Origin of the sequence: Streptomyces sp. NPDC048584, assembly GCF_043199595.1 — a bacterium.
Taxonomy (GTDB): Bacteria; Actinomycetota; Actinomycetes; order Streptomycetales; family Streptomycetaceae; genus Streptomyces; species Streptomyces edwardsiae.
This window is the reverse complement of record NZ_JBICWF010000008.1, coordinates 111,806-137,423: the sequence shown is the minus strand read 5'-3', so window position 1 is coordinate 137,423 and position 25,618 is coordinate 111,806. Positions and strand designations below refer to the sequence as shown.

Sequence of the window (25,618 nt, the reverse complement as noted above, 5' to 3'; positions counted from 1 at the left end):
GCGACGTAACAGGGGACAGTCCCCGGTTATTCCCTCCCGGTGCTCGGGGGCGTGCCCGGCGTTGGTGCGGGCCGGGGGTGGGTTGCGCCGCTCGGCGCTGGCGAGGTGCCGTCGCGCCCACCCGTGCCGCCCTGCGGCACGACTGCCCGCGGAATACGGAGGGCGGAGGTGTGCGGCGGTGTGCGGGGTGGGCGATCATGCGATACGATCATCTTGCTTGCTGAGGGGGTCGCCCCCGAAAGTGAACATGCGTTGGTGGTCCAAGGAAAGACGCCCCGCTTCCTGCGGGGAAATGCAGGTGCAAGGCCTGCCCGGCGCTCCAGAGAGAAGAACCCCGGCCCGCGGAAGCGGGACCGGGGTTCTCTCGTATGCGCGGCAGCCCACGGTGGACCGGGCCGGAAGAGCCCGGTCCACCTCGGGGGTCAGCCGAGCTTCGCCTCCTGCGCCTCGATGACGGCCGTCGGCTGCTCGAACGTCTCGCCCCGGGTGACCGCCGCGATGTTGAACGACGAGAATCCGGCGAGCGTGGTGCCCTGGCGGAGGACGACGACCTTCGTCTCGGCGGTGGTGTCGTCCAGCTTGGTGCCCACCGTCCAGGCGACCGCCTCCTCGCCGGCCGCGAGCTTCTCCTCAGACACCTTGGTGACCTGCTGCTTCTCACCGTCGGCCGACATGGTGAAGCCCCCGGCGCACTTCTTGCCGGCCTCCCGCAGCGCGGCGAGGGTCTCCTTCGCGCCGTCGGCGTCGTAGGACCGCAGGGAGGCCATCGTCTTGGTGATGTCGAGCGAGTCGATCATCGCCTCCTCGGCCTCCTTCTCCGACAGCCCGTCGAGGTCCGGCATGCCCTTCTTGGCCGCCTCGGACTCCAGGGTGACGAGCCGCTGCACGCTCGCCGCCGGCTTGCCCGTCGGCACGGACGACAGCGCCTGCGCGACGGGCTCGCACTCGGCCTGCTCGACGGAGAGGGTGCCGGGGTCGGAGACCTCGTCCTTGCCCGGCTCGGTGACCTTGTGGTCCTTGAGGTCGGCCGCGGCGATCACGAGCTTCTCCAGCTCGGCGGCGGTCAGCGCCTTCGCGGCCGGAGCACCGGCCGCGGTGTCCCCCTTCGCCGCCTTGTCCCCGTCGCTCCCGCCCTTCTCGTCACCGCCGCCGCACGCGGTGGCCAGCAGGGCGAGGGTGACCGCCGAGGCGGACAGGGCGGTACGGCGGACGACGGTGGCTCTCACAGTGATGACGACTCCCTGGATCCGAGATTCCGACGCCCCTGCGCCGAGACGCGGCACGGGGCTCACAGATGTGAGACCACCGAAAGTCGATCAAGGTTGTACTCAGGTCCGTACCTGGACGATCGGTTCCCGCGTGAACAGCGCCCCCAGCCCGGGTGCGTTCACCCTGCGGTCCGCCAGCCGCAGGCCCTCCCAGACCGTGACCTGGTTGGCGGTGAGGACCGGCTTGCCCAGCTCCTTCTCCAGGGCGGGGAGGTGGGCGACCGTGTGCAGGGCCGTGTCCGGCAGCAGCAGCACGTCCGCGTCGGGGGTGTCCGCCGCGCGGGCCAGCGCGAACACCTCCTCCTCGCCCCAGGTGCCCACCTCCGCCGCCGTGATGATCCCGGCGCCGCGCACCCCGGCCACCTCCACGCCGCCGGCCCGCAGGAAACCGGCGAAGAGTTCGGCCACGTCGTCCGGGTAGGTCGCACCGACGGCGACCCGGCGCGCGCCCACCTCCCGCAGCGCGTGCACGAAGGCGAAGGACGTGGACGACGCGGGCATGCCGGCCGCCCGCGCCAGGTTCCGCACCTGCTCGTGCGCGCCCTCCCAGCCGTGGACGAAACTGCCGCTGGTGCAGGCCCACACCACCGCCTCCGCGCCCGACAGCCGCAACTGCTGGAGCCCGGCCGCCAGCCGCTCGGGCGAGCCCATCTCCCGCAGCGCGTCCACCCGGTGCGCGTCCTCACCGATGTCCGTGTGCACCAGATCCACGCGGATGTCGCTGCCCAGCAACTGCTCGATACGCGGATAGTCGTCCTCCGCGGAGTGGCCCGGGTAGAGGAATCCCAGTGCGGTCATGTCCAGCCTTCCTGCTGCTTCTCTTCCGATGCTCGCGGCACTTCCGGCAGTACGGAGCCGGACGTCTGGCCCGGCAGTACGGTCCCGGAGCGCGCCGACGCGTCGATCAGCGCCTGATACGGTCCCACCGCCCGGGTACCCAATCGGCGCAGCGCCGCCCACATGGTCACCTGGTTGGCCGAGATGACCGGTATGCGCAGCTCGGCTTCGAGCTGCGGGATGACGTCGTACGTCGGCAGATTGGTGCAGGAGAGGAACAGCGCGTCTGCCGTGCCGAGCCGGCCGCGGACCGCCGCCCGCCGGGCCATGTCGACCACCTCGCGGTAGGTGACCTGCCAGATCCGCCGGGTCAGGCCCATGTACGCGCACCCGGTGACGGTGACCCCGGCCCGTGCGACGTAGTTCTCCAGTGAACGGGTGACCGAGACCGTGTACGGCGTGACCAGGGCGACCCGGCGTACGTCCAGTTCCACCAGGGCTTCGAGGAGCGCGCCGGAGGTGGTGAGGGCGGGGACCGCGCCGGCCCTGCTCATCGCCTCGCACATCGCGCGCTCGCCCATGATCCCGCCGACGAAGCTGCCCGACGTACAGGCGTAGGCGACGACCTCGGGCGTGACCTCGGTGAGGGTGCGCACCGCGTCGCCGAGGGTCTCGTGCTCGCTGATCATCCTGGCGAGGTCGAGACTCACCTCGACCGGCACGTACGGCGTACGGGTCAGATGCAGGGACACCTCGTCCGGGACCCAGCGCCACAGCTCGCGGTCCAGCGCGAAGTCGAAGGGGGCCACGACCCCGACTCCGCGCTGCGGGCCGGGGCCGCCGAGAAAGGAGACGTCCATGTCAGCACCGGCCTCACGCTGGGAGACGAGCACACAACGGATCGCGGGAACGCCCGTGTTGACGACGGTAGGTTCGGGTGCGAGCGTGGTCAATCCGCGCATCTCAGACTCCGGCCATTCCTTTACCGGGAACCCCGGCCGACCCGGAGAAACGGCGGCTCATGACCCTCCCCACGCTCCTCGTCCTCGACGCCGATCCGCTCCCCCGGCTCGGCAGGCTCACCGGCCGGGTGCGGGTGGAGCACGCTGACGACTCGACACTCGCCGGGCTGCTGCCGGCCGCGGACGTGCTGCTGGTGTGGGACTTCGCCTCGCACGCGGTGCGTGAGGCGTGGCCGGGCGAGGGGCCCCGGCCGCGCTGGGTGCACACGGCGAGCGCGGGTGTGGATCATCTGCTCTGTCCGGAACTCGCCGTCTCCGACACCGTGGTCACCAACGCGCGCGGGATCTTCGACCGGCCGATCGCCGAGTACGTCGCCGCCCTCGTCCTCGCCGTCGCCAAGGACCTGCCGCGGACGCTGGCCCTCCAGCGGGAGCGGACCTGGCGGCACCGGGAGTCCCGCAAGGTCGCCGGGACCCGTGCCGTGGTGGTCGGCTCGGGGCCGATCGGGCGGGCGGTCTCCGGCACGCTCACCGCGCTCGGTATGAGAACGGCCCTGGTCGGCCGTACCGCGCGGGCCGGTGTGCACGGGCCGGACGATCTCGACCGGCTGCTGGCCCGCGCGGACTGGGTGATCGCCGCGGCGCCGCTGACGTCGTCGACGCGCGGCATGTTCGACGCCCGGCGGTTCGGGGTGATGCAGCCGTCCGCGTACTTCGTCAACGTCGGGCGGGGGCAGCTCGTCGTGGAGGAGGAGCTCGCCGAGGCACTGCGGCGGCGCTGGATCGCGGGCGCGGCACTGGACGTGTTCGAGACCGAGCCGCTCGCCCCGGACAGTCCGCTGTGGGACCTTCCCGGGCTGATCGTGTCACCGCACATGAGCGGGGACACGGTCGGCTGGCGGGACGAACTCGGGGAGCAGTTCGTGGAGTTGTACGAGCTGTGGGCGGCGGGCCGGCCGCTGCCGAACGTGGTCGACAAGCAGCGCGGGTATGTACCGGGTCACTGACGTCCGACGTCTCCAGGAGGCCGTATGTCCGAGCTCACCCAGCTGACCGCGGTACGACTCCTCGACGGATACCGCAGGGGCGAGTTCGGCCCGGTGGAGGTGACCCGGGCGGCGCTGGAGCGGGCGGAGGCGGTGCAGCCGGAGGTGAACGCGTTCGTACGGCTGCTCGCCGAAGACGCGCTGGAGCGGGCCGCCGCGTCGCAGGAGCGGTGGCGGCGCGGGGAGCCGTGCGGGCTGCTGGACGGGGTGCCGGTCACGGTGAAGGACATCCTGCTGCTGCGCGGTGCGCCGACCCTGAAGGGGTCACGGACGATCGACCCGGCGGCGGGCCGCTGGGACGAGGACGCGCCGGCGGTGGCCCGGCTGCGGGAGCACGGGGCGGTGTTCCTGGGCAAGACGACGACTCCCGAGTTCGGCTGGAAAGGGGTGACGGACTCGCCGCTGAGCGGGGTCACCCGCAATCCGCGTGATCCGGCGCGTACGGCGGGCGGGTCCAGTGGGGGTGCGGCGGCGGCCGTGGCGCTGGGGGCGGGGGCGCTGGCGCTGGGGACGGACGGCGGGGGGAGTGTGCGGATTCCCGCCGCCTTCTGCGGGGTCTTCGGGCTGAAGCCCACGTATGGGCGGGTCCCGCTGTATCCGGCGAGTGCGTTCGGGACGCTGGCGCATGTGGGGCCGCTGACCCGGGATGTGGCGGATGCGGCGTTGATGATGGATGTGATCTCCGGGGCGGACTCGCGGGACTGGTCCGCGCTGGGGCCGGGGGGCGGGTCGTTCTCGGCGGGGCTGGAGGGTGGGGTGCGGGGGTTGCGGGTGGCGTACTCGCCGTCACTCGGTGGGCAGGTGCGGGTGGACGCGGAGGTCGCCTCCGCGGTGCGGCGGGGGGTGGAGCGGCTGGCGGGGCTGGGGGCGTACGTCGAGGAGGTCGATCCCGATTTCAGCGATCCGGTGGAGGCCTTCCACACGCTGTGGTTCGCGGGGGCGGCTCGGGTAATTCAGCATCTGACGCGGGGGCAGCGGGAGTTGCTGGATCCGGGGTTGCGGGAGATCTGTGGGGTGGGGGTCCGGTACTCGGCGCTGGACTATCTGGCCGCGGTGGATGTGCGGATGGATCTGGGGCGGCGGATGGGGCGGTTCCATGAGGTCTACGACCTGCTGGTCACGCCCACCGTGCCGGTCACGGCGTTCGAGGCGGGGGTCGAGGTGCCTCGGCGGTCCGGGTGCCGGCGGTGGACCGGGTGGACGCCGTTCACGTATCCCTTCAACATGACGCAGCAGCCGGCGGCGAGTGTGCCGGTGGGGGTCGACGGGGGTGGGCTGCCGATCGGGTTGCAGGTGGTGGGGGCGCGGCATCGGGATGATCTGGTGCTGCGGGCTGCGCAGGCGCTGTACGAAGCGCCGGGTTTGTAAGCGGCCCGGCGTGGGCGCGGGGCGGGGTGCGTCGCGTTGTGGCCCGGGGGGCGGGTTGCGTCGCGTTGTGGCCCGGGGGGGCGGGGTGCGCAGTGGCCCGGCGTGGGGGCTGGGCGGGGGTGTTGCGCGGCCCGGCGCTTGCGGGGTGCCTCCCCCACTCTCGGCTGCGCTCGAGCGGGGGGACCCCCATCGCCCACCCGTGCCGCCCCAGCGGCACGACTGCCCGCAGCTGCGGGGCGTCTGGTCGTTGCTGCGGCGTGGCTATGGTGCCCTTCGGAAGGTGAGGGATTCGCCGGCCGCGCCTGTGCGCCACAGGTCGTTGCAGGCTGTGGCCATGGCGGGGAGGCCTTCCACCACCTCGGCCCAGACCGTGCCGGGGATCCAGCCCACGTCGCCGTTCAGGAGGAGGTTGTTGCGTTCGTAGAACAGGGCCAGGTCCACGAGCGTCGTCCCGGGGCGGACCTCCCGGTCGTAGCCGTACGATTTGGTGCCCAGTTCCGCGCCCGCGAAGGAGAAGTAGCAGAGGTCGCCCGGGATGGGGGTGACCGTCGGGTTCTCCAGCGGGGGTTCCCTGTCCGCGAAGGGCGGGAAGAGGGCGTAGATCTCGTTGCGGGCGTACTTGGCGTGGTAGACGTCGCCGGACAGCGGGAGGGATTTCCAGACGGCTTCGCAGGTGATCGGCGCCCTGTCGTCGAGCAGCCGGGCCGTGCAGGAGATTCCGCGCTTGACCAGGGAGATCTCAAGGTATCGGTCTGCCATGTGGCCCATCGTCCCGCGCCGGTCAAGACCGCCCGACCGCCGAACGGGGCCGAAACTGGCCGGAATAACTCGCATCGCTTCGGGTAGCCGCGCCGCCATGGCTCCACCACTGCAACCACTCAGACGATTCCGAGAGACCTCCGGGCCCTCACGTCGATCGCTGCTCGCGGGGGTCGCGGCGCTCGGCGCACTGGGCGCCGCGGGCTGTTCCCGCGTACCGACGGCGGCGGCCACGGGCGGCGGCGATCTGCTGTCCCGGATCAAGGCGGCGGGTGTCGTCCGGCTGGGGATAGCCGGCGAGATCCCGTTCGGTTACATCGACAGGAACGGCGATCTGACCGGTGAGGCGCCGGAGCTGGCCAAGGTCATCTTCAAGCGGCTCGGCGTGGACCGGGTGCAGCCCGTGCCCACGGAGTTCGGCTCGCTGATACCCGGGCTGAACTCGCAGCAGTTCGATGTCGTGGCCGCCGGGATGTACGTCAATCCCGAGCGCTGTGAGCAGGTCATCTTCTCCGATCCCGACTATCAGATGCTCGACTCGTTCATCGTGCGCAAGGGCAACCCGCTGGGGCTGCGCAGCTACCAGGACGTCGTCGAGAAGAAGGCGAAGTTCGCCACCGGCACCGGGTACGCGGAGATCGCGTACGCCGTCGAGGCCGGGTACAAGGAGGGCGACATCCTGATCGTCCCCGATCAGGTGGCCGGCCTGAACGCCGTCGAGGCCGGACGCGCCGATGTCTTCGCCGGTACCGCGCTCACCACCCGCGAGGTGGTGAAGAAGTCGCGCAAGGCGGAGGTCACCGAGCCCTTCAAGCCGATCGTCGGCGGCGAGCCGCACGTCGACGGCGGCGCCTTCGCCTTCCGGCCGACCGAGACGAACCTGCGGGACGCCTTCAACGCCGAACTGCGCAAGCTGAAGGAGAGCGGCGAACTGCTGCGCATCCTCAAGCCGTTCGGTTTCACGGAGGACGAGATGACGGATCTGACCGCGAAGGAGCTCTGCGGCGGATGACATCGGGACTCTGGGAACTCGTACTGCGCGGCGTCTGGGTCACCGTCCAGCTGCTCGTGCTCAGCTCGCTGCTGGCGACCGCGGTCTCCTTCGTGGTCGGCGTCGCGCGCACCCACCGGCTGTGGATCGTCCGCTTCCTCGCGGGCTTCTACACCGAGGTGTTCCGCGGCACCTCCGCGCTGGTGATGATCTTCTGGGTGTTCTTCGTGCTGCCCCCGGCCTTCGGCTGGCAGCTGGTGCCGCTGTGGGCGGGCACGCTGGCACTCGGTCTGACCTACGGGGCGTACGGCTCGGAGATCGTGCGCGGCGCGCTCGCCGCGGTCGACCCGGCCCAGCGTGAGGGCGGTATCGCGCTCAGCTTCACGCCCTGGCAGCGGATGAAGCTGATCCTGCTGCCGCAGGCGGTGCCGGAGATGATCCCGCCGTTCTCCAACCTGCTGATCGAGCTGCTCAAGGGCACCGCCCTGGTGTCGATCATGGGCATGGGCGATCTGGCGTTCAGCGGCAATCTGATCCGCCTGGCGCTGCAGGAGAGCGCGGAGATCTACACGTACATCCTGATCATCTACTTCGTGATCGCCTTCCTGCTCACCCGGACCATGCGCGGTCTGGAGAAGAAGCTGAAGGCGGGGGTCGGCAAGACGCCCACGCCCAAGAAGGACGTGGAGCTGAAGCGGCCCGAGACGACCAACGCGGGAGGTGCCGTCCGATGAAGTGGGACTGGAGCGCGGTCTCCGACTTCATGCCGCACTTCTGGGACGGTCTGCTGGTCACCCTGCAGATCCTGGTGCTCGGCTCGCTGATCTCGTTCGCGCTGGGTCTGGTGTGGGCGCTGCTGATGCGGGTGCCGACACGCTGGGTGACCTGGCCGGTCGGCGCGGTGACGGAGTTCGTCCGCAACACACCGCTGCTGGTGCAGCTGTTCTTCCTGTTCTACGTGCTGCCCGAGTGGGGCGTGACCTTCTCCGCGCTGACCACCGGTGTCTTCGCCATCGGGCTGCACTACTCGACGTACACGATGCAGGTCTACCGCGCGGGCATCGAGGCCGTGCCGGTGGGCCAGTGGGAGGCGGCGACGGCGCTGAACCTGCCGCTGCGCCGGACGTGGACCGCGGTGATCCTGCCGCAGGCCGTGCGCCGGGTGGTGCCCGCGCTCGGCAACTACGTCATCTCGATGCTGAAGGACACACCGCTGCTGATGGCCATCACCGTGCTGGAGATGCTCGGTGAGGCGCGGCTGTTCTCGCAGCAGAACTTCCAGTTCACCGAGCCCCTGACGGTGATCGGCTTCGCCTTCATCGTCATCTCCTACCTGGCCTCCCTTGCCCTGCGAGCCCTGGAGCGACGCCTTGTCCACTGACACCCACGCCCCGTTCGACAAGAAGCCCGAGACCCCGGCGGGCAGCGGTGAGCTGATCCGCCTGGAGCAGGTCACCAAGCGGTTCGGGGACCACACGGTCCTCGACCACCTGGACTTCTCCGTGGACGCGGGCAAGCACGTCACGCTGATCGGCCCGTCCGGTTCCGGCAAGACGACGATCCTGCGGCTGCTGATGACGCTGCTGAAGCCCGACGAGGGCACGATCACCGTGGCCGGGGAGCAGCTTTTCCCGGCGCCCGACAAGCAGGTCCGCGAGGTCCGCAAGAAGATCGGGATGGTGTTCCAGCAGTTCAACCTGTTCCCGAACATGACGGTGCTGCGGAACATCACGGAGGCTCCGGTCACCGTGCTCGGCATGTCCAAGGACGAGGCGGAGGAGCGGGCGCGGGAGCTGCTGGAGATGGTCGGCCTGACCGACCACATCGGCAAGCACCCCGCTCAGCTGTCCGGCGGTCAGCAGCAGCGGGTGGCGATCGCGCGGGCGCTGGCGATGCGGCCGCAGGTGCTGCTGCTGGACGAGGTGACCTCGGCGCTCGACCCGGAGCTGGTCGCGGGCGTCCTCGACGTGCTGCGGGACATCGCGCGCTCCACCGACATCACCATGCTCTGTGTGACCCACGAGATGAACTTCGCCCGGGACATCTCGGACCAGGTGCTGATGTTCGACTCGGGGCGGATCATCGAGGCGGGCGCCCCGGAGAAGATCTTCAGCGAGCCGGAGCACGACCGTACGCGGGAATTCCTCAGCGCCGTCCTGTAGCCACGGACCGTCGACAGGGCAACGCCCGAGGTCCATGACATGGGGCATCCCTCTGGCATATGCCAGAAGGCCCGCGCCGCAGATGAGGGGGCCGCAATCTTGTCAACACCCGCTTCCCGGGGCCCGTTTCGCGGCTATCGTGGAAGGGATTCGCTGACCGGATTGCGGCCCCGAGTACGAGCGCAGGGGGAAACCGTGGCGCTGAGGCACGAGCCGACCGCGTCGTACCACTCGGTCCAGGACGCCCTGCGCGTGCTGGAGACGGTGGCGCGGCACACCACAGGAGTCACCGACACCCAACTGGCGCGCGAGACCGGACTCGGCAGTGAGCGGCTGACCGCGCTTCTGCGGATGCTGCGCCGCGAGGCCTACGTCGAGCAGATCGCCGGCGGCGCGTATGTCACCGGGGCGGCCTTCGCCCGCCTGGGTGCCGCCGAGGGACACGAGGAGGCGCTGCGCGAGAAGCTGCAGCGCCTCCTGGACCGGCTCCGCGACCGTGTGGGCGCCGCCGTCTACATGAGCCGGTACGTCGATGGCGAGGTCAAGGTCACCCAGTACGCCGACAGCCCGGCCGCCCCGAAGGTCAACGAGTGGGTGGACTTCCGCTGCTCGGCGCACGCGACGGCGGTGGGCAAGAGCCTGCTCACCCAGCTGGACCACGACGGCCGGCGCGACCATCTCGCCCGCCACAGGATGGCCCGGCTCACCTCGCGCACCATCACCAGTGACACGCTGCTGCTGTCCCGGCTGGCGTCGCAGCCGGCGACGGTGCCGGTGCTCGACCTCCAGGAGTACGCGGTCGGCACGGTCTGCGCGGCGGTCCCGATCACGGCCGGTTCCTCGGTGGGCTGTCTGGCCCTCTCCCTGCCGGTGGAGCACGCCCACCGCCTGCGCGAGGCGGCCGACACCCTCAACCGCAGCGCGGCCCCGGTACTGCTGTCGCTGGCGATCTAGAGGGCGCCCGCGGTGGTGCGGAGCACCGTCGGGGACCGGGTAGTATTTTCCTCGTCGCCGACCGCGGAAGCGGACGGCGGGAGTCATGCGCCGCTAGCTCAGTTGGTTAGAGCAGCTGACTCTTAATCAGCGGGTCCGGGGTTCGAGTCCCTGGCGGCGCACACCGAAGGGCCTCTCGTGGGAGCGAGAGGCCCTTTTGCGTACGTCGGCCTCAGAACGTGACGTCCGAGCAGGCGTAGAACGCGTTGGTCGTGTCGGCGACCGTCCACACCGCGAGGATCACATGGTGTCCGCTGAGCCCGGACGGCAGCCGGCCCGTGTGCGAGAGGGTCGACGGGGGACGCTGGCCGTTGTAGGGCACGGTGAAGAACGGCGTGAGGTTGAGGTCGGACCGGGACAGGTTGTGGTTCTGGTTCCAGCCCGGCTTGGTGACGTAGTACTTGAAGTCGGTGGTGGCGTGCATGGCCGTGAACTGCCACCGGAAGGTGTAGTTCTGGCCGCCCGAGACGCTCGTGGTGGGCCAGGCGCCGCCCGAGGGGGTCTTCGGGCTGTCGAGCTGGGCGAACCGGGTGTTGTTGCCGGAACAGAGCTGCCCGTCGGCCGGTCCGGAGGCGGGGAAACCCTTCGGGCCCTCGACGCTCTGCGGCTCCCACTGGATGGATCCGCAGTTGGCGACCGAGCCGTTCTGGCAGAGCTTCTGCCGGCTGACCGGCAGATCGGTGTAGCCGTGGCCGCTGGCACCACCGGAGGAGAGCACGAGCGCTCCGGTCGTGGCCAGCCCCACCGCGGCTGCGTACATCTGGGTCCGTGTGCGCATGCTGCTGCTCCTGGAGTGTGGGGGTTTCAGTGAGCCGTGCAGGTAGGTCTAGACCAAGTTCAGATTATTGCCGTCCGTTGAACATGTCCATACCAATAACAGGGCCTGTTCCCCGGCTGTTCACGGACCCGCCTCGGTCCGTCCCGCACAGAACGCCACCGTCAGATCCTTCACCAGCACCTTGCGTTCGTAGTCGTCCAGCTCCACCAGCCCCCGCATGGTCAGCCGGGTGACCGTGTCCTCCACGGAATCCACGACCGAGCCCAGCACGCTCGCCCGGTGCTGGGCGTCCAGCGCGGCGATCCGGCGCCGGTGCATCGCGGCGGCCACCTCGGGCGCGTACTCCACCCGGACCGGCCGCACCGCGAACACCTCCACCCCCACCGGCGCGGTGTCCGCCGCCACCAGCCGGGTCAGCGCGTCCTGCGCCGCGTCCACCGCGCCCTTGCCCGCGCCCGGTGCCGCCACCGGCACCCGTACCAGCGCCGCCTCGACGCACGCGCGCAGATACGCCTCGTGGTCCTCGACACTCAGCGTCGCCCGCGCGGTGTCCCGCACCCGCCACACCACGAGGACGCTCACCCGCAGCGCCACCCCGCTCCGGTCGGCCGCCCGCATCGGCTCCCCGCGCCAGTGCCGCAGCCGTACATCGACCCGGCGGCGCAGCAGCAGCGGGTTCACCCACAGCAGTCCGGTGCGCCGGACCGTGCCCCGGTAACGGCCGAACAGGCCGAGCACCCAGGCCCGCCCGGTCCGCCCCCGGGCCAGCCCGCCGAACCCGAACAGCGCGAGCGCCCCGGCCCCGGCGTACGCCGCCCACCGCGCGGGACCGAGCCCCGCCGGACCGAATGTCCCGGGCAGCGGCGAGGGCAGTACGCCCGCCCACCACGAGGTGGCGACGCAGCCGGCCGCCCCGCACATTCCGGCGAGCACCCCCGCGAGGCCGGGCAGCACCCGGGCGGGGCGCTCCACCAGCTCGGGGTCGATCCGGGGGACGGCGGGCGGGCGGGGGCGTTCCGCCGTGTTCCGGCCGCTCTCGTCGGGGCGGCGGGTGACGACGGCCGGGCTCAGCCGTACCGGCGCCGGTTCGGGGGCGTCGCGGAACAGCAGATGGACGGGGATCTCGGTGGTGGCCTCGGTGTGGATCAGCCGGACCGGCCGGGCGGCCGCCGCCACCGGGTCCGGCGGGCCGGCGTCCACCGGACCGCCCGGTTCGGGGATGTGGTCGGGAACGTTCTCGGGGATGTCCCCGGGGACGGGCGATGCCGTCGTGGTCATGCGTGCCTCCAGCCTCCGCGCCGGCTGCGTCACACCGGTCACTTCGAGGGAGGGCGTGGGCGTCGGGGGACGCCGCACGCCCGAGTGGATCAGGTGAGGAAGAGCCGCCTCCAGGTCTCCGGGCCGGGGAAGCCGTCCGCCGCTCCCCCGCGCCAGCCCTGGGCCCGCTGGAAGGCCTCCACATTGCGGCGGTCCGCCTCGGTCCAGCGGGGTCCCGGGCCCTTCGTGTAGTACCGGCCGAACCCCTTCCGCACCAGCTGCCTCCCGAGCCGCGTGACATGGTCGTTGACGGCGCCGGGGCGCAGCAGCGCCCGTCCGGGATAGCCCGGCACACCGTCCGGGGCGGAAGCGGAACCTCCGCTTTGGACGTCCCTGCCTCCGCCGGTCATGAGCAGTTCCCAGGTCAACGGCCCCGGCAGACCGTCCGCCGCCGCTCCCCGCCACCCCTGAGCCTCCTGGAACGCCCGGGTCGCCCTGCGGTCGGCGTCCGTCCACCGCGGTCCGGGGGCGGCGGGGTAGAGGTGTCCGGCGCCGCGCGCGGCGAGCATCCGGCCCAGTTCGGCGACGTAGGTGTTGTCCGCGCCGGGGCCGAAATAGGCCACGCCGGGGAACGGGATCCGGCCCGTCGCGACGGAAGCCCCCGCGCCGGCCGCACCGTCGCTCACCCCCTTGTAGCGGTACGGGACATAGCGCGCCGAGTTGTTCCAGTAGGCGTAAGGAGTCGTCTTGCGGCGGGTGTGCGGAACGGTCTGTTCATAGGCGACGTACTTCGATCGGGCGGTGTTCGCCCAGCCACCGAAAAGGACCACATGGGATCCGCCGTACGGGTCGGCCGCATTGTGATGGAGCAGCATGTCACCCGGCTGGAGTTCGTCCTTGGTGATTCTCTCGGCGTATGCGCCGAGGCTGCCCGTCCATTCGTTCCCGGGCAGCCGCCAGGCCATCGAGACATAACCCGAACAGTCCTGCCGGTAACCGTCGGAGCCGTACGAGCTCACCCCGTACGGGACCTTCCGGGTGACCCAGCTCCTGGCCCGCTCGATGATGTCCGCGCGGGTGATCGCGGGCACCCGCGCGGACGGCTCCGGGCTCGCGGGCGGACCCGCCTGGCCACCGGGGCCGTACAGCGGAGCCCGTACCCCCTGCGGAGTTCCGGGATCCTCACCTGCGAGAACGTCCGGACCGGCGGGCTGCTCGGCATGCGGTGCGGCGATCACCGGGGCCGCGGTGGCACCGATCGCGGCCGAGGTGACGGCGGCCACGACGACGGCAGTCCGATGCCGGGCCGGATGGCCGGGGAAGCGGCCGGTGCGGGAATGCGGCAGAACATTCCGCCAATGCGCGCAGCCGGGGCAGTCGCAGTCGTCCGCCGGTTCGATCTCCTCGAACACCGGAGACTCCATGCGATTCCCCTCACACTCCCGATCGAATTCACCACGTGCGTGCACGAAGGTCATTCTCACAACTGTCCTCCGCGCACGCATGTTGACGGTCCGAATGATGTACGGCGATGAACCCGGCCCGTACCGGACACGTGGCCCGGACGGTGGCCGGGCGGGCCGGGGCCGGGAGCACCCTCCGGGGTCCTGTAGAGTGACGCCGTCAGCGCGCGCCGCTAGCTCAGTTGGTTAGAGCAGCTGACTCTTAATCAGCGGGTCCGGGGTTCGAGTCCCTGGCGGCGCACCGACGGACGGGCTCCTCGCGCAAGCGGGGGGCCCGTCGGTTTTCGGCCGGAGAGCCGCGCGCCCGATGAACGCGACGCCCTCGGCGCACGTATGCACCAGCGGCCCCCAGCGACCTCCGCCCCTGTTCACCATGGACCCGTATGCCCGGACAACACCGTGTTTCGCAGCGTGCGACCACGATGAGCACCGTAGGACCCGGATTCTTCGAGTTCCGGATTCTTCATGGTGGTTGGCGGGCAAGAAACCGGTTACTGATGATGCGGGAGGGGGGGTCCCGCTTTCCTGGGGCGGTGCCGGGGCGGGCATCATGCAACCGGAACAGCGCCGCGCCGTGTCTATAAGGTGTGGGTGGCGTGGTGACTGTGGTCGACCACTGACACGTCTGTGGCGGTCGAGGGGGCCGAGCGCACGTAAAGAAGCGACGAAACACGCGGTGGCCGCCGTGTGTTGGGGGGATTACTCATGACGTCGACGCCGACGGGCGCCCAGCGGGACGACGACCCGTCCCAGACCACCCAGCTCCGGGTGCCAGGCCACCGGAACTGGAACACGGGGACGTTCCGCCGGATCAGGACGGCGCTGCCGAAGTACGACTACGAGCACTACAGCCGGCTCTCGGGCCCTCTCACCCAGCCCGATCCGGACAAGCCGTACAAGGTGCAGTACCGCTCGCTGATCGGGCAGGAGCCGCACCGTATCCGGATCGGGCTGATGCTGGCCGCCGCCCCGGTGCTGTCGCTGGTGCTGCTGTTCTGGCTGCTGCAGCCGTCGCACTGGACCGAGCGGGACTACGTCGAGTTCGAGTGGCTGCCGGCCCTCGACATCGTGATGCTCGTCTCGATCGGTCTGATCGAGTTCTTCCGCTGCATGAACGTGCTGTCGAACGCACACGCCACCCTGGTCGCCCGCGACCCCGTCCCGGTGGTGCCGGAGACCGGCACCCGGGTCGCCTTCCTCACCTCCTTCGTGCCCGGCAAGGAGCCGCTGGAGATGGTGACGAAGACCCTGGAGGCGGCCGTGAAGATCCGTCACCGGGGCCTGATGCACGTCTGGCTGCTCGACGAGGGCGACGACCCCGAGGTGAAGCAGGTCTGCGCCCGCCTCGGTGTGCACCACTTCTCCCGCAAGGGCGTCGCGAAGTGGAACCAGAAGAAGGGCGCGCACCGCGCGAAGACCAAGCACGGAAACTACAACGCCTGGCTGGACGCGCACGGCGACCACTACGAGTACTTCGCCTCCGTCGACACCGACCATGTGCCGCTGCCCAACTACCTGGAGCGGATGCTCGGCTTCTTCCGCGACCCGGACGTCGGCTTCGTCATCGGCCCCCAGGTGTACGGCAACTACGACAACTTCGTCACCAAGGCCGCCGAGTCCCAGCAGTTCCTCTTCCACGCGCTGATCCAGCGGGCCGGCAACCGCTACGGCTCACCGATGTTCGTGGGCACCTCCAACGCCGTACGCATCAAGGCGCTCAAGCAGATCGGCGGTCTGTACGACTCGATCACCGAGGACATGGCGACCGGCTTCGAGATGCACCGCCACAGGAACCCGGAGACGGGGAAGAAGTGGCGCTCGGTCTACACCCCGGACGTGCTCGCCGTCGGTGAGGGCCCCAACGCCTGGACCGACTTCTTCACCCAGCAGATGCGCTGGTCGCGCGGTACGTACGAGACGATCATCGGGCAGTACTGGAAGGGCTTCTACTCGCTGCCGCCGAGCAAGCTCTTCAACTACACGATGATGATCATCTTCTATCCGATGTCGGCCCTGAACTGGATCCTGGCGGCGCTCAGTTGTGCGCTGTTCCTGGGGCTGGGCGCCTCGGGTGTGAACATCGACCCCACCATCTGGCTGATGCTCTACGGCAACGCCTCCGCTCTGCAGATCGGCCTGTACGTCTGGAACCGCCGGCACAACGTGTCGCCGCACGAGCCGGAGGGCTCCGGCGGTGTGGCCGGCATGGTGATGTCCGCGCTGTCGGCGCCGCTGTACGCGAAGGCGCTGATCGACTCCGTCCTGCGCAGGAAGAGCAAGTTCGTCGTCACCCCGAAGGGCGACTCGGCCAGCCCCGACACCTGGTTCGGCACCTTCCGGTACCACTGGTACTTCATTCTGATCTTCGCCGGTTCGATCACCGCGGGCTTCGTCTACGGGCACTCGCACCCGGCGATGGTGATCTGGGCGACCTTCGCCCTCCTCATCACCGCCGCGCCGATGTTCGCCTGGCGGCACGGCATGCGGCAGGACCGCAGGAAGACCGGCGCCCACGCCGCGGGCGGCCGGCCGGCCGCCGAGCGGGAACCGCGGACACAGCAGCCGCCGGCACAGGACGACCGGACACAGCAGCTGCCGCCGGCGCAGGACGACCGGACACGGCAGCTGCCGCCGCGGATGCCGCAGCAGCAGTACGCCCCGCAACAGTCGCAGACCCGCCCCCAGTGGGCCGGTTCGCACGGCGCGCCGGGCGGAACAGGGGGCCCCGAAGGCCCGGGCGGACCCGGGGGCGGCAACCCCGGCGACGACCAGACCATGCAGATCGCCCTTGGTGGACTTGGGGGACGTAAGGAATGAAGGACCGTGCAGGCCGCCGTCGAGCCCGTCGGGTCGCGATAGGCACGGCGGTGGCGCTGGCGCTGGCCGGAATGAACGGGCCGTGGCTGTACCGCTTCAGCACCGAGAAGTATCACCAGTACAAGATCGATCAGCCGGAGTACAAGGCCGCGAACGGCAAGTGGGAGATCGTCGAGTTCCCCGATGAGTACCGGCAGAACACCATTCACGCCGCGCTGCTGCGCACCGGCAAGGTGCTGCTCGTCGCCGGGTCGGGCAACGACCAGGACAACTTCGACGCGAAGAAGTACGACACCCGGATCTGGGACCCGGTCAAGGGGACCATCAAGAAGGTGCCGACGCCCACGGACCTGTTCTGCACCGGGCACACGCAGCTCGCCAACGGCAATCTGCTGATCGCGGGCGGCACCAAGCGGTACGAGAAGCTCAAGGGTGACGTGAAGAAGGCCGGCGGCCTGATGCTCGTCCACAACGAGAACCCGGACAAGCCGATCACGCTCCCGGCCGGCACCAGGTTCACCGGCAAGGAGAACGGCAAGACCTTCGTCTCGAAGGACCCGGTGCTCGTACCGCGCGCCAAGAAGGAGTACGACCCGGTCAGCGGCGAGTACCTCGGCAACAGCGCGGGCGTCGGCCGTATCTACGTCGAGGCGCAGAAGGAGGGCGCCGAGTACGAGACCGGCACCCAGGACAACTACAAGGTGCAGGGTCTGAGCGGCGCCGAGGGCCGCAACACGTACGGCATCGCGGAGAAACTCGCCCTGGACAAGAAGGACTTCCAGGGCATCCGGGACGCCTACGAGTTCGACCCGGTCGCCGAGAAGTACATCAAGGTCGACCCGATGAACGAGGCCCGCTGGTACCCGACGCTCACCACCCTGAGCGACGGGAAGATCCTCAGCGTCTCCGGCCTCGACGACATCGGCCAGCTGGTCCCGGGCAAGAACGAGATCTACGACCCCGAGACCAAGGAGTGGACCTACACCGACAAGGTCCGCCAGTTCCCGACGTACCCGGCGCTGTTCCTGATGCAGAACGGCAAGGTCTTCTACTCGGGTTCCAACGCGGGTTACGGGCCGGACGACGTGGGCCGCGACCCGGGTGTCTGGGACGTGGAGACCAACCGGTTCACCAAGGTCCCCGGGCTGAGCGACGCGGACCTGATGGAGACGTCCGGCACGGTGCTGCTGCCGCCCGCGCAGGACGAGAAGTACATGGTGATCGGCGGGGGCGGGGTCGGCGAGTCGGAGAAGGCCAGCGAGAAGACCCGGATCGTCGATCTCAAGGCCGACGACCCGGAGTTCACCGACGGGCCGTCCATGGACAAGGGCACGCGCTATCCTCAGGCCTCGGTCCTGCCCAACGACGACGTGCTCGTCTCCGGCGGCTCCGAGGGCTACCGCGGCCGCGGCGACTCCAACATCCTCGAGGCGCGGATCTACGACACGGAGAAGAACGAGTTCAAGCGGGTCGCCGATCCACTGGTGGGCCGCAACTACCACTCCGGGTCGATCCTGCTGCCCGACGGGCGCCTGATGTTCTTCGGCTCCGACTCCCTGTACGCGGACAAGGCGAACACGAAGCCGGGGGAGTTCGAGCAGCGGATCGAGATCTACACGCCGCCGTATCTGTACGGGGACGAGGGCCAGCCCGAGCTGTCGGGCGGGCCCAAAACCGTCGAGCGGGGCGGGTCGGCGACGTTCACGTCGGCGGACGCGGCCTCGGTGGAGAGCGTGCGGTTGATCCGGCCCAGCGCGTCCACGCATGTCACCGACGTGGATCAGCGGTCCATCGCCCTGGACTTCGAGGCGGAGGGGAACGAGATCACCGTGACGGTGCCCAAGAACAGGAACCTGGTCCAGTCCGGGTGGTACATGCTGTTCGTGAACGATGGTTCGGGTGTGCCCAGTAAGGCACAGTGGGTTCAGGTGCCGTAGCGCTTCCGCTGGTTGTGTTGTGGGCGCGGGCGCGCTGTGGCTTGTCGCGCCCGCGCGGCGGTAGCCGCACATGTCACAGCCCCGCGCCCCTCAAGGGGCGCTGTCCCCCAGCCCTGTCGGGTGGTTGCCCCAACCCCTGCGCGGGTTTCGGGGCTACCCCTGGGCCAGCTTCAGGGCGTACTGGGGCCACCAGTCGCCCGCCTTGGGGCCGCCCTTGCATTCGCCGTCCGACTCACCTGGGCGTTTCACCCACAGGTAGGCGTCGACCAGGGGGTCGGCGGTCTTCGTGGTCGGGGTTTCCCCCAGGGCTCGGCCCGGGGGGTTGCACCAGCGCTCGTCCGGGTTGCCGTCGGTGTAGGGGCCGTTGCCGTTACGGCTGGTGTCGATGACGAAGTGCTTGTCGCCGATCTTGGCGGAGAGCCGCTTGCCGTAGGCGATGGAGTCCTCGGTGGAGTAGTAGTTCGAGACGTTCACCGAGAATCCGTCGGCCTGGTCGACGCCGGCCCACTTGAGGGGCTCGTGGATCTGGTCGGGCTCACCCCAGCCCGCGTTGCCCGCGTCCAGGTAGACCTTGGTGTTCTTCAGGCCCTTCAGCTGGGCGATGGCGCCCTTGAGGAGGTCGTAGCGCTCCTCGTGGAACTCGTCCGGCGTGCAGCCGTCCACCAGGTGGAGTACCGCGTCGGGTTCGAGGATCACGGTCGCCGCGCGGTCCCCGATGCCCTTGGCGACACCGTCCACGAAGTCGCGGTAGGCGTCGCCGTCGGCGGCGCCGCCGCGCGAGTACTGGTCACAGTCGCGGTGCGGGATGTTGTAGAGCACCAGCAGCGCGGTCCGGTCGGCCGCCTTGGCGCCCTCGGTGAAACCGCGGGCCTGCTCCTCCGGGTTCTCCGGGCTGATCCACTCGGCGACGGGCTGCTCGGCGATCCGGCGGATGTGGTCGGCCTCCGCCTTCTTGCCGTCCTTCTCCAGCGCCACGACCTGCCGAGCCGCGGTGCCGTCCGGGTTGACCCAGAACGGGTCGGCGCCCTTGGGCTGTTGGGTGATCCCCGCGCCCGCGTCCCCGCTCCCCTTGTCGTCCGAGGACGAACACCCGGTCATCAGCAGCGCCGCCCCCAGCACCGCCGCGGACGCCCCGACCCCCCTGTTGCCGTACATCAAGCCCCCTTGGGCGCACTTGTTCCATGTGCTCCGAGCCCCAATCCTGACATACGTCCCGCGAGGCCCACGAGGCCGAACCGGCCCTTGTCCACAGGCGGTCACAGCGAGCCCGACACGGAGCGACCTGCGGCGATCACGGGCCGCGACCGGTGCGGAACTTGGCGTTATTCGACCTCCGCTCCCGGCCCGGCTCTCGCTCCGGAGTCGTGCGCGCCACCGGGTTCCGCTCCCGAGCCGTGCGCGCCACCGGGTTCCGCTCCCGAGCCGTGCGCGCCACCGGGTTCCGCTCCCGAGCCGTGCGCGCCACCGGGCCGTCTCCGTCTCTCGTGCCGGTCACCGGATCACTCCCGCGGCCCGGACCCCGCGCGGTCGGTCAGGCGGGGATCAGGGGGTCCTGGCGTCTCCGGTGAGGTACGCCGAGACGAGCACGCCGCCCGTGCAGGCGTCGTCGGCACAGGCGATCAGCCGGAGTTCGGCACGACGTGACGCGCGGGCCCGCTGGGCGTCGGGCCGTTCGCTGGGGGCGACGACCTGGACGTCCTCGACGGTGAACTCGGCGGTCCGGTCGCCGTCGCGCTCCACCCGGAGGGTGCGGCCGGGCTGGAGGGTCTCCATGCGCGGAAGGGCGACGGGTGCCACCATCAGCGCGATGCCGGACTCGCCCGGTGTCACCCCGTCCGCGAACCAGGCGACCATGTCCGGCTTCGCGCGCTCGGTGTCGGCCACCGGCAGGTCGATGTCGAGGACGGGGATGCCGAGGCGCCGCGGTACCGCGGCGGGCAACGGGTCGTGCGCGGGCGGCAGCTCGACCTTGGGCGGCCGTCCGGCCGCCGCCATGTCGCCGGTCGCGGTACCGGACAGCCCGGCGGGTACGTCGGCCCGTGCGCCGCCCCACAGCCACAGGCCGAGCAGCAGGACCACCCAGACCACACCGGCGAGGAGACGTCCGACGCCGGACCGGAAGCCGGTACGGAGTGTGTTGAAGGGGGAACCCATCGTGAACCTCCAGACATCTGGAGAGTCCCGCGGCTGCCCCGGCGCCGCATCCTCGCAGGTGCGGGGATTACTCCGTACGGGTGAATGCATAGCATGAGGCGTCCCATGGCCCACGTACGGCAGGAGTCAGCACCCATGACTGAGCGCAAGCCCATCGAATCATGGCTCACCGACATGGACGGGGTACTGATGCACGAAGGTGTCCCGGTACCCGGCGCGGACGCCTTCATCAAGAAGCTGCGTGACTCGGGGCGGCCGTTCCTGGTCCTGACGAACAACTCGATCTACACGGCCCGTGACCTGCACGCACGCCTCAACCGGATCGGCCTCGAGGTGCCGGTCGAGAACATCTGGACGTCCGCGCTGGCCACGGCGAAGTTCCTGGACACCCAGCACCCCGGCGGCACCGCGTACGTCATCGGCGAGGCCGGCCTGACGACGGCCCTGCACGACGCGGGCTACGTCATGACCGACGCCGATCCCGATTTCGTGATCCTTGGTGAGACGCGTACGTACTCGTTCGAGGCGCTGACGAAGGCCATCCGCCTGATCAACGCGGGCGCCCGCTTCATCGCCACCAACCCGGACAACACCGGGCCCTCCCCTGAGGGCGCGCTGCCCGCGACGGGTTCCGTCGCCGCCCTGATCACGAAGGCCACGGGCAAGGACCCGTACTTCGTCGGCAAGCCGAACCCCCTGATGATGCGCACGGGCCTGAACGTCATCGGCGCCCACTCCGAGTCCAGCGCCATGATCGGCGACCGGATGGACACGGACGTCCTGGCGGGCCTGGAGGCAGGAATGGAGACGTTCCTGGTCCTGACCGGCCTCACAACGGAGGCGGACATCAACCAGTACCCCTACCGCCCCACCAGGGTCGTGAACTCCATCGCAGACCTGGTCGACCTGATCTGACCCCCCTCCGCCCACCCGCAATCCGCAATCCGCAATCCGCAATCCGCGGGCAATCGTGCCGCAGGGCGGCACGGGTGGGCGCGACGGCACCCCGCAAGCGCCGGGCCGCGCGAACACCCCCCGCCCAGCCCCCAACACCGGGCCACCGCCCACCCCCGCCGCACGGGCGGGCGCGACGGCACCCCGCAAGCGCCGGGCCGCGCGAACACCCCCCGCTCAGCAGCAACACCGGGCCACCGCCCAACCCCACCCGCACGGGCGGGCGCGACAACACCCGCCCCTACCCATCCCCCCGCCCGAACACCGGCGCCAGCACCAGCTGAGCCGCCCCCTCCGCGACCCCGCCCGCGGCAACCCGCACCGGCACCACCGCATCCCCCGTCCGCCGAGCGCGGTCCTCAAGGACAGCCGTCACCCCACCCACGAACACCGACGCCGCCCCGGCGACCGTACGACCACCCAGCAGAACCAGGTCGATATCCAGCAGCCCCACCAAATTCCCCGCCCCCGCCCCCAGCACCCGCGCCGCCTCCCCAAGCTCCCCCCGAGCAACAGCGGCTAGGCACAACGCCTCCACGCACCCCCGCCCACCACAGGTGCAGACCGGCCCGTCCAGCTGAATCACCTGATGCCCGAACTCCCCCGCCCCCGTCCGCACCCCTCGATGCACGCTCCCCCCGATCACCAGCCCGGCCCCCAGCCCCGTACCAAGGTGCAGATAGGCAAAGGAACCCCCCGAACCCCCCTCCCCCCGCACCGCGAGCCCCAGCGCCGCCGCGTTCGTGTCCTTGTCCACCACGACAGGCACACCGAGCCGCCCCTCCAACGCCTCCCGCAGCGGAAACCCGTCCCACCCCGGAAACCCGGTGACCCGGTGCAACACCCCCCGCGCATGATCAAGCGGCCCCGGCAGGGCGACGCCGAGACCGAGCAGAGTGGGGGCCGGGGCCGGCACGCCCCCCGGCGCCCGCAGCGTCTCCGCCGCCAGCCTCCGAAGCACGTTCACCACCCCGTCCACGACCGCCTCGGCCCCCGCCCCGAGCCCCAGCGCCGACCGTCGCTCCCCCACCACACACCCGTCGAGGTCGACGACGACCACCCGCACCGCGTCCCGGTCCAGATGCACCCCCACCGCATGCCCCGCCTCCGGCACCAGCCGCAGCACGGTCCGCGGCTTGCCCCCCGTGGACGCCCGCCGCCCCGCCTCCGCCGCGAGCCCGTCCTCCCGCAGCCGGGCGGTGATCTTGCTGACCGCCTGCGGAGTGAGCCCGGTCCGCTCGGCGAGCTCCAGCCGGCTGATCCCCTCCGCCCCCGCGGTCCGCAGCAGCTCGAGCACGAGCGCGGCGTTGTGGCTCCGCAGGGCAGGCAGATTCACCCCGCGTGCCACCCCGCGTGCCACCCCCCGCGCATGCGCCCCGCCGATACCGTCGTACGTCCTGTTCACCCGCCCATTGTCCCTTCTGCTTGCACTTTGGCAACAGCGTTGCGAAAGTAGGACCATGACTGGCAGCAGCACTCCCCTCCGCGTCGGACTCGTCGGCTACGGCCTCGCGGGCTCCGTGTTCCACGCCCCGCTGATCGCCGCGACCGAGGGCCTCGCGCTCGACACGGTGGTCACCTCCAACCCCGAGCGGCAGCGGCAGGCCCGCGCCGGGTTCCCGGACGTACGCGTCGCGGCGACCCCGGACGAGCTGTTCGCCCGCGCCGGCGAACTGGACCTGATCGTCATCGCGTCCCCGAACAGGACGCACGTCCCGCTCGCCACCGCCGCCCTCGAGGCCGGTCTGCCGGTGGTCGTCGACAAGCCCCTCTCCGGGACGGCGGCCGAGGCGCGCGAACTGGCCGCCCTCGCGGACGATCGCGGTCTGCTTCTCTCCGTCTTCCAGAACCGCCGCTGGGACAACGACTTCCTCACCCTGCGGAAGCTGATCGACGAGGGCGGGCTCGGCGACGTCTACCGCTTCGAGTCGCGTTTCGAGCGCTGGCGCCCGCAGCTCAAGGGCGGCTGGCGGGAGTCCGGCGACCCGGCGGAGATCGGCGGTCTGCTCTACGACCTCGGCAGCCACGTCGTCGACCAGGCGCTGGTCCTCTTCGGCCCGGTGACGGCCGTCTACGCCGAGGCGGACATCCGCCGTGACGGCGCGCGGACGGACGACGACACGTTCATCGCGCTGACGCACGCGAGCGGCGTCCGCTCGCACCTCTATGTCTCGGCGACCACCGCCCAGCTGGGCCCGCGCTTCCGCGTCCTGGGCTCGAAGGCCGGTTACGTGAAGCACGGCCTGGACCCCCAGGAGGCCGCCCTGCGCGACGGCGCGCGTCCCGGCCCCGGCTGGGGTACGGAGCCGGAGGACCTGTGGGGCCGCCTCGGCGCGGGCGAATCCCCGGTGACGGGCGGCGGAAACCCCGTACCGACCCTCCCGGGCGACTACCCCGCCTACTACGCGGCCGTGGCGAAGGCCCTCCTCGCCGGCGCCCCCAACCCGGTGACCGCGCGGGAGGCGGCCGCCACCCTGGACGTACTGGAGGCCGCGCGCCGCTCGGCCCTGGAGAAGGTGACGGTGACACTGTGACCACCCCCGAACCCACCCCGAGCGTGGCCGAGCTGGAAGCCCAGGAACGCCGCCTGGTCTTCCCCCGCTTCACCCACGACGACGCCTGGACCCTCGGCTCCCTGCTGGTGGAGATGGCCCGCGAACGCCGGGCCCCGGTCGCCATCGACATCCACCGCGCGGGCCAGCAGCTCTTCCACGCGGCCCTCCCCGGCTCGGCCCCGGACAACGACGCGTGGATCGCCCGCAAGCGCCGGGTGGTCGAACGCTACAACTCGGCCTCCTACCTGGTGGGCGCCCGCCACCGGGCCAAGGGCACCACGTTCGAGGCGTCCTCCCGCCTGGACCCCGACACGTACGCGGCCCACGGCGGCTCCTTCCCGATCACGGTGGAGGGCGCGGGCGTGATCGGCGCGGTCACGGTCTCGGGCCTCCCCCAACTGGAGGACCACGCCATGGTGGTGGAAGCCCTGGAGCGCTTCCTGAAGCTGTCGTAGGAACCGCGCATCGTCAGGGGCGCGGGGCTGAGCTGACGTGCCGCTCCGCCGCGGGGCGCGAACGGGGGTCTGGGGGCAGCGCCCCCAGGGACGGGAAGGGGCGGCGGGGGCGAAAAGCACACTCCCGCCCCTCCCCTGCTCACCGGTACAGCACCGCCCGCTCCACCACGCTCCACGTCGTACTGGTCACCACGTACAGCGCGGCCGCCAGCGGCATGACGGCGACGGTGACCAGGGTGAGGAAGGACATGAACGGCATCACCCTGGTCACAGCCGCCAGCCCCGGCACCTGCTCCCCCTCACCGCCCGCACCCGGCACAGGCTGAGCCGCCATCGTCCGCCGGGACAGCCGGTACCCGAACCAGGCGACCACGGTGACGACCGCGAACAGGCCGACGTACACCAGCCCGGCCCCGCCGAACACCCCGCCGTCGCCGAGCGCGTCCGCCCACCGGCCGCCGAGCGGCGCCTCGAACAGCCGGTGGGCGAGCAGTTCGTTGGCGCGTCCGCCGATCGTCTCGCTGGAGAACAGGTGGTACAGCACGAAGAACGCGGGCAGCTGGAGCAGGCTCGGCAGACATCCGGACAGCGGCGACACCTTCTCCTCGGTGTGCAGTTCCAGCACCGCCTTCTGGAGCTTCTCGGGGTTGCGTGCATGCTTGCGGCGCAGCTCCGCGATACGCGGCTGGAGCGCGACTCGGGCCTTCTGGCCACGCGCGGCGGCCCGGGAGAGGGGGTGGCCGAGAAGGCGTACGAACGCGGTGAACAGCACGATCGCCGCTGCTGCGGCGGAGAGACCGAACAACGGCTGGAGCAGATCGGCCAGTTGCCCGACCACGCTGGCGAACACGGACATGGGTGAGCCCTCCGAGGGTCTCGTCGTGCCGGAAGTACGAAGAACGGCATGACGACCCGCAGCGGG

Annotated in this window: 23 protein-coding genes and 2 tRNA genes; 14 read left to right on the top strand and 11 right to left on the bottom strand. The window is 70.7% G+C overall.

Annotated features, from left to right (window positions below):
* Positions 1–422: 422 nt before the first annotated feature.
* The 3 genes from ACGFR9_RS19340 to ACGFR9_RS19330 all read right to left on the bottom strand — a co-directional run bounded on the left by ACGFR9_RS19340 (position 423) and on the right by ACGFR9_RS19330 (position 2,905).
* Complete coding sequence (locus ACGFR9_RS19340) at positions 423–1,226, bottom strand: hypothetical protein (protein ID WP_393209861.1); 804 nt, start codon at positions 1,224–1,226, stop codon at positions 423–425.
* A gap of 102 nt (positions 1,227–1,328) precedes the next feature.
* A complete protein-coding gene (locus ACGFR9_RS19335; protein ID WP_393209858.1) occupies positions 1,329–2,066 on the bottom strand; it encodes an aspartate/glutamate racemase family protein in 738 nt (245 codons plus the stop codon).
* Positions 2,063–2,905, bottom strand: a complete 843-nt coding sequence (locus ACGFR9_RS19330; RefSeq protein WP_393210421.1) for an aspartate/glutamate racemase family protein — start codon at positions 2,903–2,905, stop codon at positions 2,063–2,065. Before ACGFR9_RS19330 ends, ACGFR9_RS19335 begins: the two co-directional genes overlap by 4 nt.
* A gap of 161 nt (positions 2,906–3,066) precedes the next feature.
* Here ACGFR9_RS19330 and ACGFR9_RS19325 point away from each other — a divergent pair, with 161 nt between their 5' ends.
* Together ACGFR9_RS19325 and ACGFR9_RS19320 are read left to right on the top strand one after the other, a co-directional pair.
* On the top strand, positions 3,067–4,014 hold the full coding sequence (locus tag ACGFR9_RS19325; protein WP_393209855.1) for a D-2-hydroxyacid dehydrogenase: 948 nt from the start codon (positions 3,067–3,069) through the stop codon (positions 4,012–4,014).
* Positions 4,015–4,038: 24 nt separating this feature from the next.
* On the top strand, positions 4,039–5,421 hold the full coding sequence (locus ACGFR9_RS19320; RefSeq protein WP_393209852.1) for an amidase: 1,383 nt from the start codon (positions 4,039–4,041) through the stop codon (positions 5,419–5,421).
* 261 nt (positions 5,422–5,682) lie between these two features.
* Here the strand turns inward: ACGFR9_RS19320 and ACGFR9_RS19315 are convergent, their stop codons facing one another.
* A complete protein-coding gene (locus ACGFR9_RS19315; protein ID WP_393209849.1) occupies positions 5,683–6,180 on the bottom strand; it encodes a DUF3830 family protein in 498 nt (165 codons plus the stop codon).
* A 97-nt stretch (positions 6,181–6,277) separates the two neighbouring features.
* On the opposite strand from ACGFR9_RS19315, the gene ehuB reads away from it, so the two are divergent.
* From ehuB to ACGFR9_RS19285, 6 genes are all read left to right on the top strand, one after another.
* Complete coding sequence (ehuB, locus tag ACGFR9_RS19310) at positions 6,278–7,192, top strand: ectoine/hydroxyectoine ABC transporter substrate-binding protein EhuB (protein WP_393209846.1); 915 nt, start codon at positions 6,278–6,280, stop codon at positions 7,190–7,192.
* A complete protein-coding gene (ehuC, locus tag ACGFR9_RS19305) occupies positions 7,189–7,905 on the top strand; it encodes an ectoine/hydroxyectoine ABC transporter permease subunit EhuC (RefSeq protein WP_393209843.1) in 717 nt (238 codons plus the stop codon). The genes ehuB and ehuC overlap by 4 nt, the downstream gene beginning before the upstream one ends.
* Positions 7,902–8,552 (top strand): ectoine/hydroxyectoine ABC transporter permease subunit EhuD, encoded by a 651-nt coding sequence (gene ehuD / locus ACGFR9_RS19300; protein WP_030216979.1) that lies wholly within the window; start codon positions 7,902–7,904, stop codon positions 8,550–8,552. Before ehuC ends, ehuD begins: the two co-directional genes overlap by 4 nt.
* Positions 8,542–9,333: an ectoine/hydroxyectoine ABC transporter ATP-binding protein EhuA gene (gene ehuA / locus ACGFR9_RS19295; RefSeq protein ID WP_393209840.1), complete on the top strand. Its 792-nt coding sequence runs from the start codon at positions 8,542–8,544 to the stop codon at positions 9,331–9,333. Before ehuD ends, ehuA begins: the two co-directional genes overlap by 11 nt.
* Positions 9,334–9,528: 195 nt before the next feature.
* The gene (locus tag ACGFR9_RS19290; RefSeq protein ID WP_393209837.1) at positions 9,529–10,287 is read left to right on the top strand and encodes an IclR family transcriptional regulator; all 759 of its coding nucleotides are present in this window, start codon (positions 9,529–9,531) and stop codon (positions 10,285–10,287) included.
* An 87-nt stretch (positions 10,288–10,374) separates the two neighbouring features.
* Positions 10,375–10,448 (top strand) — tRNA-Lys (locus tag ACGFR9_RS19285).
* Between the two features lie 50 nt (positions 10,449–10,498).
* Here the strand turns inward: ACGFR9_RS19285 and ACGFR9_RS19280 are convergent.
* The 3 genes from ACGFR9_RS19280 to ACGFR9_RS19270 form a co-directional block, all read right to left on the bottom strand.
* Positions 10,499–11,104: a lytic polysaccharide monooxygenase gene (locus tag ACGFR9_RS19280; RefSeq protein ID WP_393209834.1), complete on the bottom strand. Its 606-nt coding sequence runs from the start codon at positions 11,102–11,104 to the stop codon at positions 10,499–10,501.
* A 120-nt stretch (positions 11,105–11,224) separates the two neighbouring features.
* Positions 11,225–12,382, bottom strand: a complete 1,158-nt coding sequence (locus ACGFR9_RS19275) for an SPFH domain-containing protein (protein ID WP_393209831.1) — start codon at positions 12,380–12,382, stop codon at positions 11,225–11,227.
* An 89-nt stretch (positions 12,383–12,471) separates the two neighbouring features.
* Entirely contained in the window at positions 12,472–13,785 is a 1,314-nt protein-coding gene (locus tag ACGFR9_RS19270; protein ID WP_393209828.1) for a peptidoglycan-binding protein, read from the bottom strand.
* Between the two features lie 206 nt (positions 13,786–13,991).
* Between ACGFR9_RS19270 and ACGFR9_RS19265 the strand changes: the two genes are divergently transcribed.
* From ACGFR9_RS19265 to ACGFR9_RS19255, 3 genes are all read left to right on the top strand, one after another.
* Positions 13,992–14,065, top strand: a tRNA-Lys gene (locus ACGFR9_RS19265).
* Between the two features lie 464 nt (positions 14,066–14,529).
* Positions 14,530–16,641: a glycosyltransferase family 2 protein gene (locus ACGFR9_RS19260; RefSeq protein ID WP_393209825.1), complete on the top strand. Its 2,112-nt coding sequence runs from the start codon at positions 14,530–14,532 to the stop codon at positions 16,639–16,641.
* Entirely contained in the window at positions 16,638–18,578 is a 1,941-nt protein-coding gene (locus tag ACGFR9_RS19255; protein ID WP_393209822.1) for a galactose oxidase-like domain-containing protein, read from the top strand. The genes ACGFR9_RS19260 and ACGFR9_RS19255 overlap by 4 nt, the downstream gene beginning before the upstream one ends.
* A 153-nt stretch (positions 18,579–18,731) precedes the next feature.
* Here the strand turns inward: ACGFR9_RS19255 and ACGFR9_RS19250 are convergent, their stop codons facing one another.
* Together ACGFR9_RS19250 and ACGFR9_RS19245 are read right to left on the bottom strand one after the other, a co-directional pair.
* Positions 18,732–19,733, bottom strand: a complete 1,002-nt coding sequence (locus tag ACGFR9_RS19250) for a glycoside hydrolase family 6 protein (RefSeq protein ID WP_393209819.1) — start codon at positions 19,731–19,733, stop codon at positions 18,732–18,734.
* Between the two features lie 387 nt (positions 19,734–20,120).
* The gene (locus ACGFR9_RS19245; protein WP_393209816.1) at positions 20,121–20,732 is read right to left on the bottom strand and encodes a sortase domain-bontaining protein; all 612 of its coding nucleotides are present in this window, start codon (positions 20,730–20,732) and stop codon (positions 20,121–20,123) included.
* 135 nt (positions 20,733–20,867) lie between these two features.
* Between ACGFR9_RS19245 and ACGFR9_RS19240 the strand changes: the two genes are divergently transcribed.
* Positions 20,868–21,647, top strand: coding sequence for an HAD-IIA family hydrolase (locus ACGFR9_RS19240; RefSeq protein ID WP_311645332.1), 780 nt, complete (start codon positions 20,868–20,870; stop codon positions 21,645–21,647).
* Between the two features lie 280 nt (positions 21,648–21,927).
* On the opposite strand, the gene ACGFR9_RS19235 is transcribed toward ACGFR9_RS19240, so the two are convergent.
* Positions 21,928–23,091 carry an ROK family protein gene (locus tag ACGFR9_RS19235; protein ID WP_393209813.1) on the bottom strand — a complete coding sequence of 388 codons (1,164 nt, stop codon included), beginning with the start codon at positions 23,089–23,091 and terminating at the stop codon, positions 21,928–21,930.
* Positions 23,092–23,146: 55 nt separating this feature from the next.
* On the opposite strand from ACGFR9_RS19235, the gene ACGFR9_RS19230 reads away from it, so the two are divergent.
* Both ACGFR9_RS19230 and ACGFR9_RS19225 read left to right on the top strand, forming a co-directional pair.
* The gene (locus ACGFR9_RS19230) at positions 23,147–24,220 is read left to right on the top strand and encodes a Gfo/Idh/MocA family oxidoreductase (RefSeq protein WP_393209810.1); all 1,074 of its coding nucleotides are present in this window, start codon (positions 23,147–23,149) and stop codon (positions 24,218–24,220) included.
* Entirely contained in the window at positions 24,217–24,696 is a 480-nt protein-coding gene (locus tag ACGFR9_RS19225; RefSeq protein WP_393209807.1) for a heme-degrading domain-containing protein, read from the top strand. The genes ACGFR9_RS19230 and ACGFR9_RS19225 overlap by 4 nt, the downstream gene beginning before the upstream one ends.
* A 139-nt stretch (positions 24,697–24,835) precedes the next feature.
* Here ACGFR9_RS19225 and ACGFR9_RS19220 read toward each other — a convergent pair whose 3' ends face one another.
* Positions 24,836–25,552 (bottom strand): YidC/Oxa1 family membrane protein insertase, encoded by a 717-nt coding sequence (locus tag ACGFR9_RS19220; protein ID WP_393209804.1) that lies wholly within the window; start codon positions 25,550–25,552, stop codon positions 24,836–24,838.
* Between the last annotated feature and the right edge of the window lie 66 nt (positions 25,553–25,618).

What these genes read in the sequence shown, in the direction of transcription:
- ACGFR9_RS19335 (WP_393209858.1), bottom strand. Translation starts at nt 2,066, where the DNA reads ATGACCGCACTGGGATTCCTCTACCCGGGCCACTCCGCGGAGGACGAC.
- ACGFR9_RS19330 (WP_393210421.1), bottom strand. Translation starts at nt 2,905, where the DNA reads ATGGACGTCTCCTTTCTCGGCGGCCCCGGCCCGCAGCGCGGAGTCGGG.
- ACGFR9_RS19325 (WP_393209855.1), top strand. Translation starts at nt 3,067, where the DNA reads ATGACCCTCCCCACGCTCCTCGTCCTCGACGCCGATCCGCTCCCCCGG.
- ACGFR9_RS19320 (WP_393209852.1), top strand. Translation starts at nt 4,039, where the DNA reads ATGTCCGAGCTCACCCAGCTGACCGCGGTACGACTCCTCGACGGATAC.
- ACGFR9_RS19315 (WP_393209849.1), bottom strand. Translation starts at nt 6,180, where the DNA reads ATGGCAGACCGATACCTTGAGATCTCCCTGGTCAAGCGCGGAATCTCC.
- ehuB (WP_393209846.1), top strand. Translation starts at nt 6,278, where the DNA reads ATGGCTCCACCACTGCAACCACTCAGACGATTCCGAGAGACCTCCGGG.
- ehuC (WP_393209843.1), top strand. Translation starts at nt 7,189, where the DNA reads ATGACATCGGGACTCTGGGAACTCGTACTGCGCGGCGTCTGGGTCACC.
- ehuD (WP_030216979.1), top strand. Translation starts at nt 7,902, where the DNA reads ATGAAGTGGGACTGGAGCGCGGTCTCCGACTTCATGCCGCACTTCTGG.
- ACGFR9_RS19280 (WP_393209834.1), bottom strand. Translation starts at nt 11,104, where the DNA reads ATGCGCACACGGACCCAGATGTACGCAGCCGCGGTGGGGCTGGCCACG.
- ACGFR9_RS19275 (WP_393209831.1), bottom strand. Translation starts at nt 12,382, where the DNA reads ATGACCACGACGGCATCGCCCGTCCCCGGGGACATCCCCGAGAACGTT.
- ACGFR9_RS19270 (WP_393209828.1), bottom strand. Translation starts at nt 13,785, where the DNA reads ATGGAGTCTCCGGTGTTCGAGGAGATCGAACCGGCGGACGACTGCGAC.
- ACGFR9_RS19260 (WP_393209825.1), top strand. Translation starts at nt 14,530, where the DNA reads ATGACGTCGACGCCGACGGGCGCCCAGCGGGACGACGACCCGTCCCAG.
- ACGFR9_RS19255 (WP_393209822.1), top strand. Translation starts at nt 16,638, where the DNA reads ATGAAGGACCGTGCAGGCCGCCGTCGAGCCCGTCGGGTCGCGATAGGC.
- ACGFR9_RS19250 (WP_393209819.1), bottom strand. Translation starts at nt 19,733, where the DNA reads ATGTACGGCAACAGGGGGGTCGGGGCGTCCGCGGCGGTGCTGGGGGCG.
- ACGFR9_RS19245 (WP_393209816.1), bottom strand. Translation starts at nt 20,732, where the DNA reads ATGGGTTCCCCCTTCAACACACTCCGTACCGGCTTCCGGTCCGGCGTC.
- ACGFR9_RS19240 (WP_311645332.1), top strand. Translation starts at nt 20,868, where the DNA reads ATGACTGAGCGCAAGCCCATCGAATCATGGCTCACCGACATGGACGGG.
- ACGFR9_RS19230 (WP_393209810.1), top strand. Translation starts at nt 23,147, where the DNA reads ATGACTGGCAGCAGCACTCCCCTCCGCGTCGGACTCGTCGGCTACGGC.
- ACGFR9_RS19220 (WP_393209804.1), bottom strand. Translation starts at nt 25,552, where the DNA reads ATGTCCGTGTTCGCCAGCGTGGTCGGGCAACTGGCCGATCTGCTCCAG.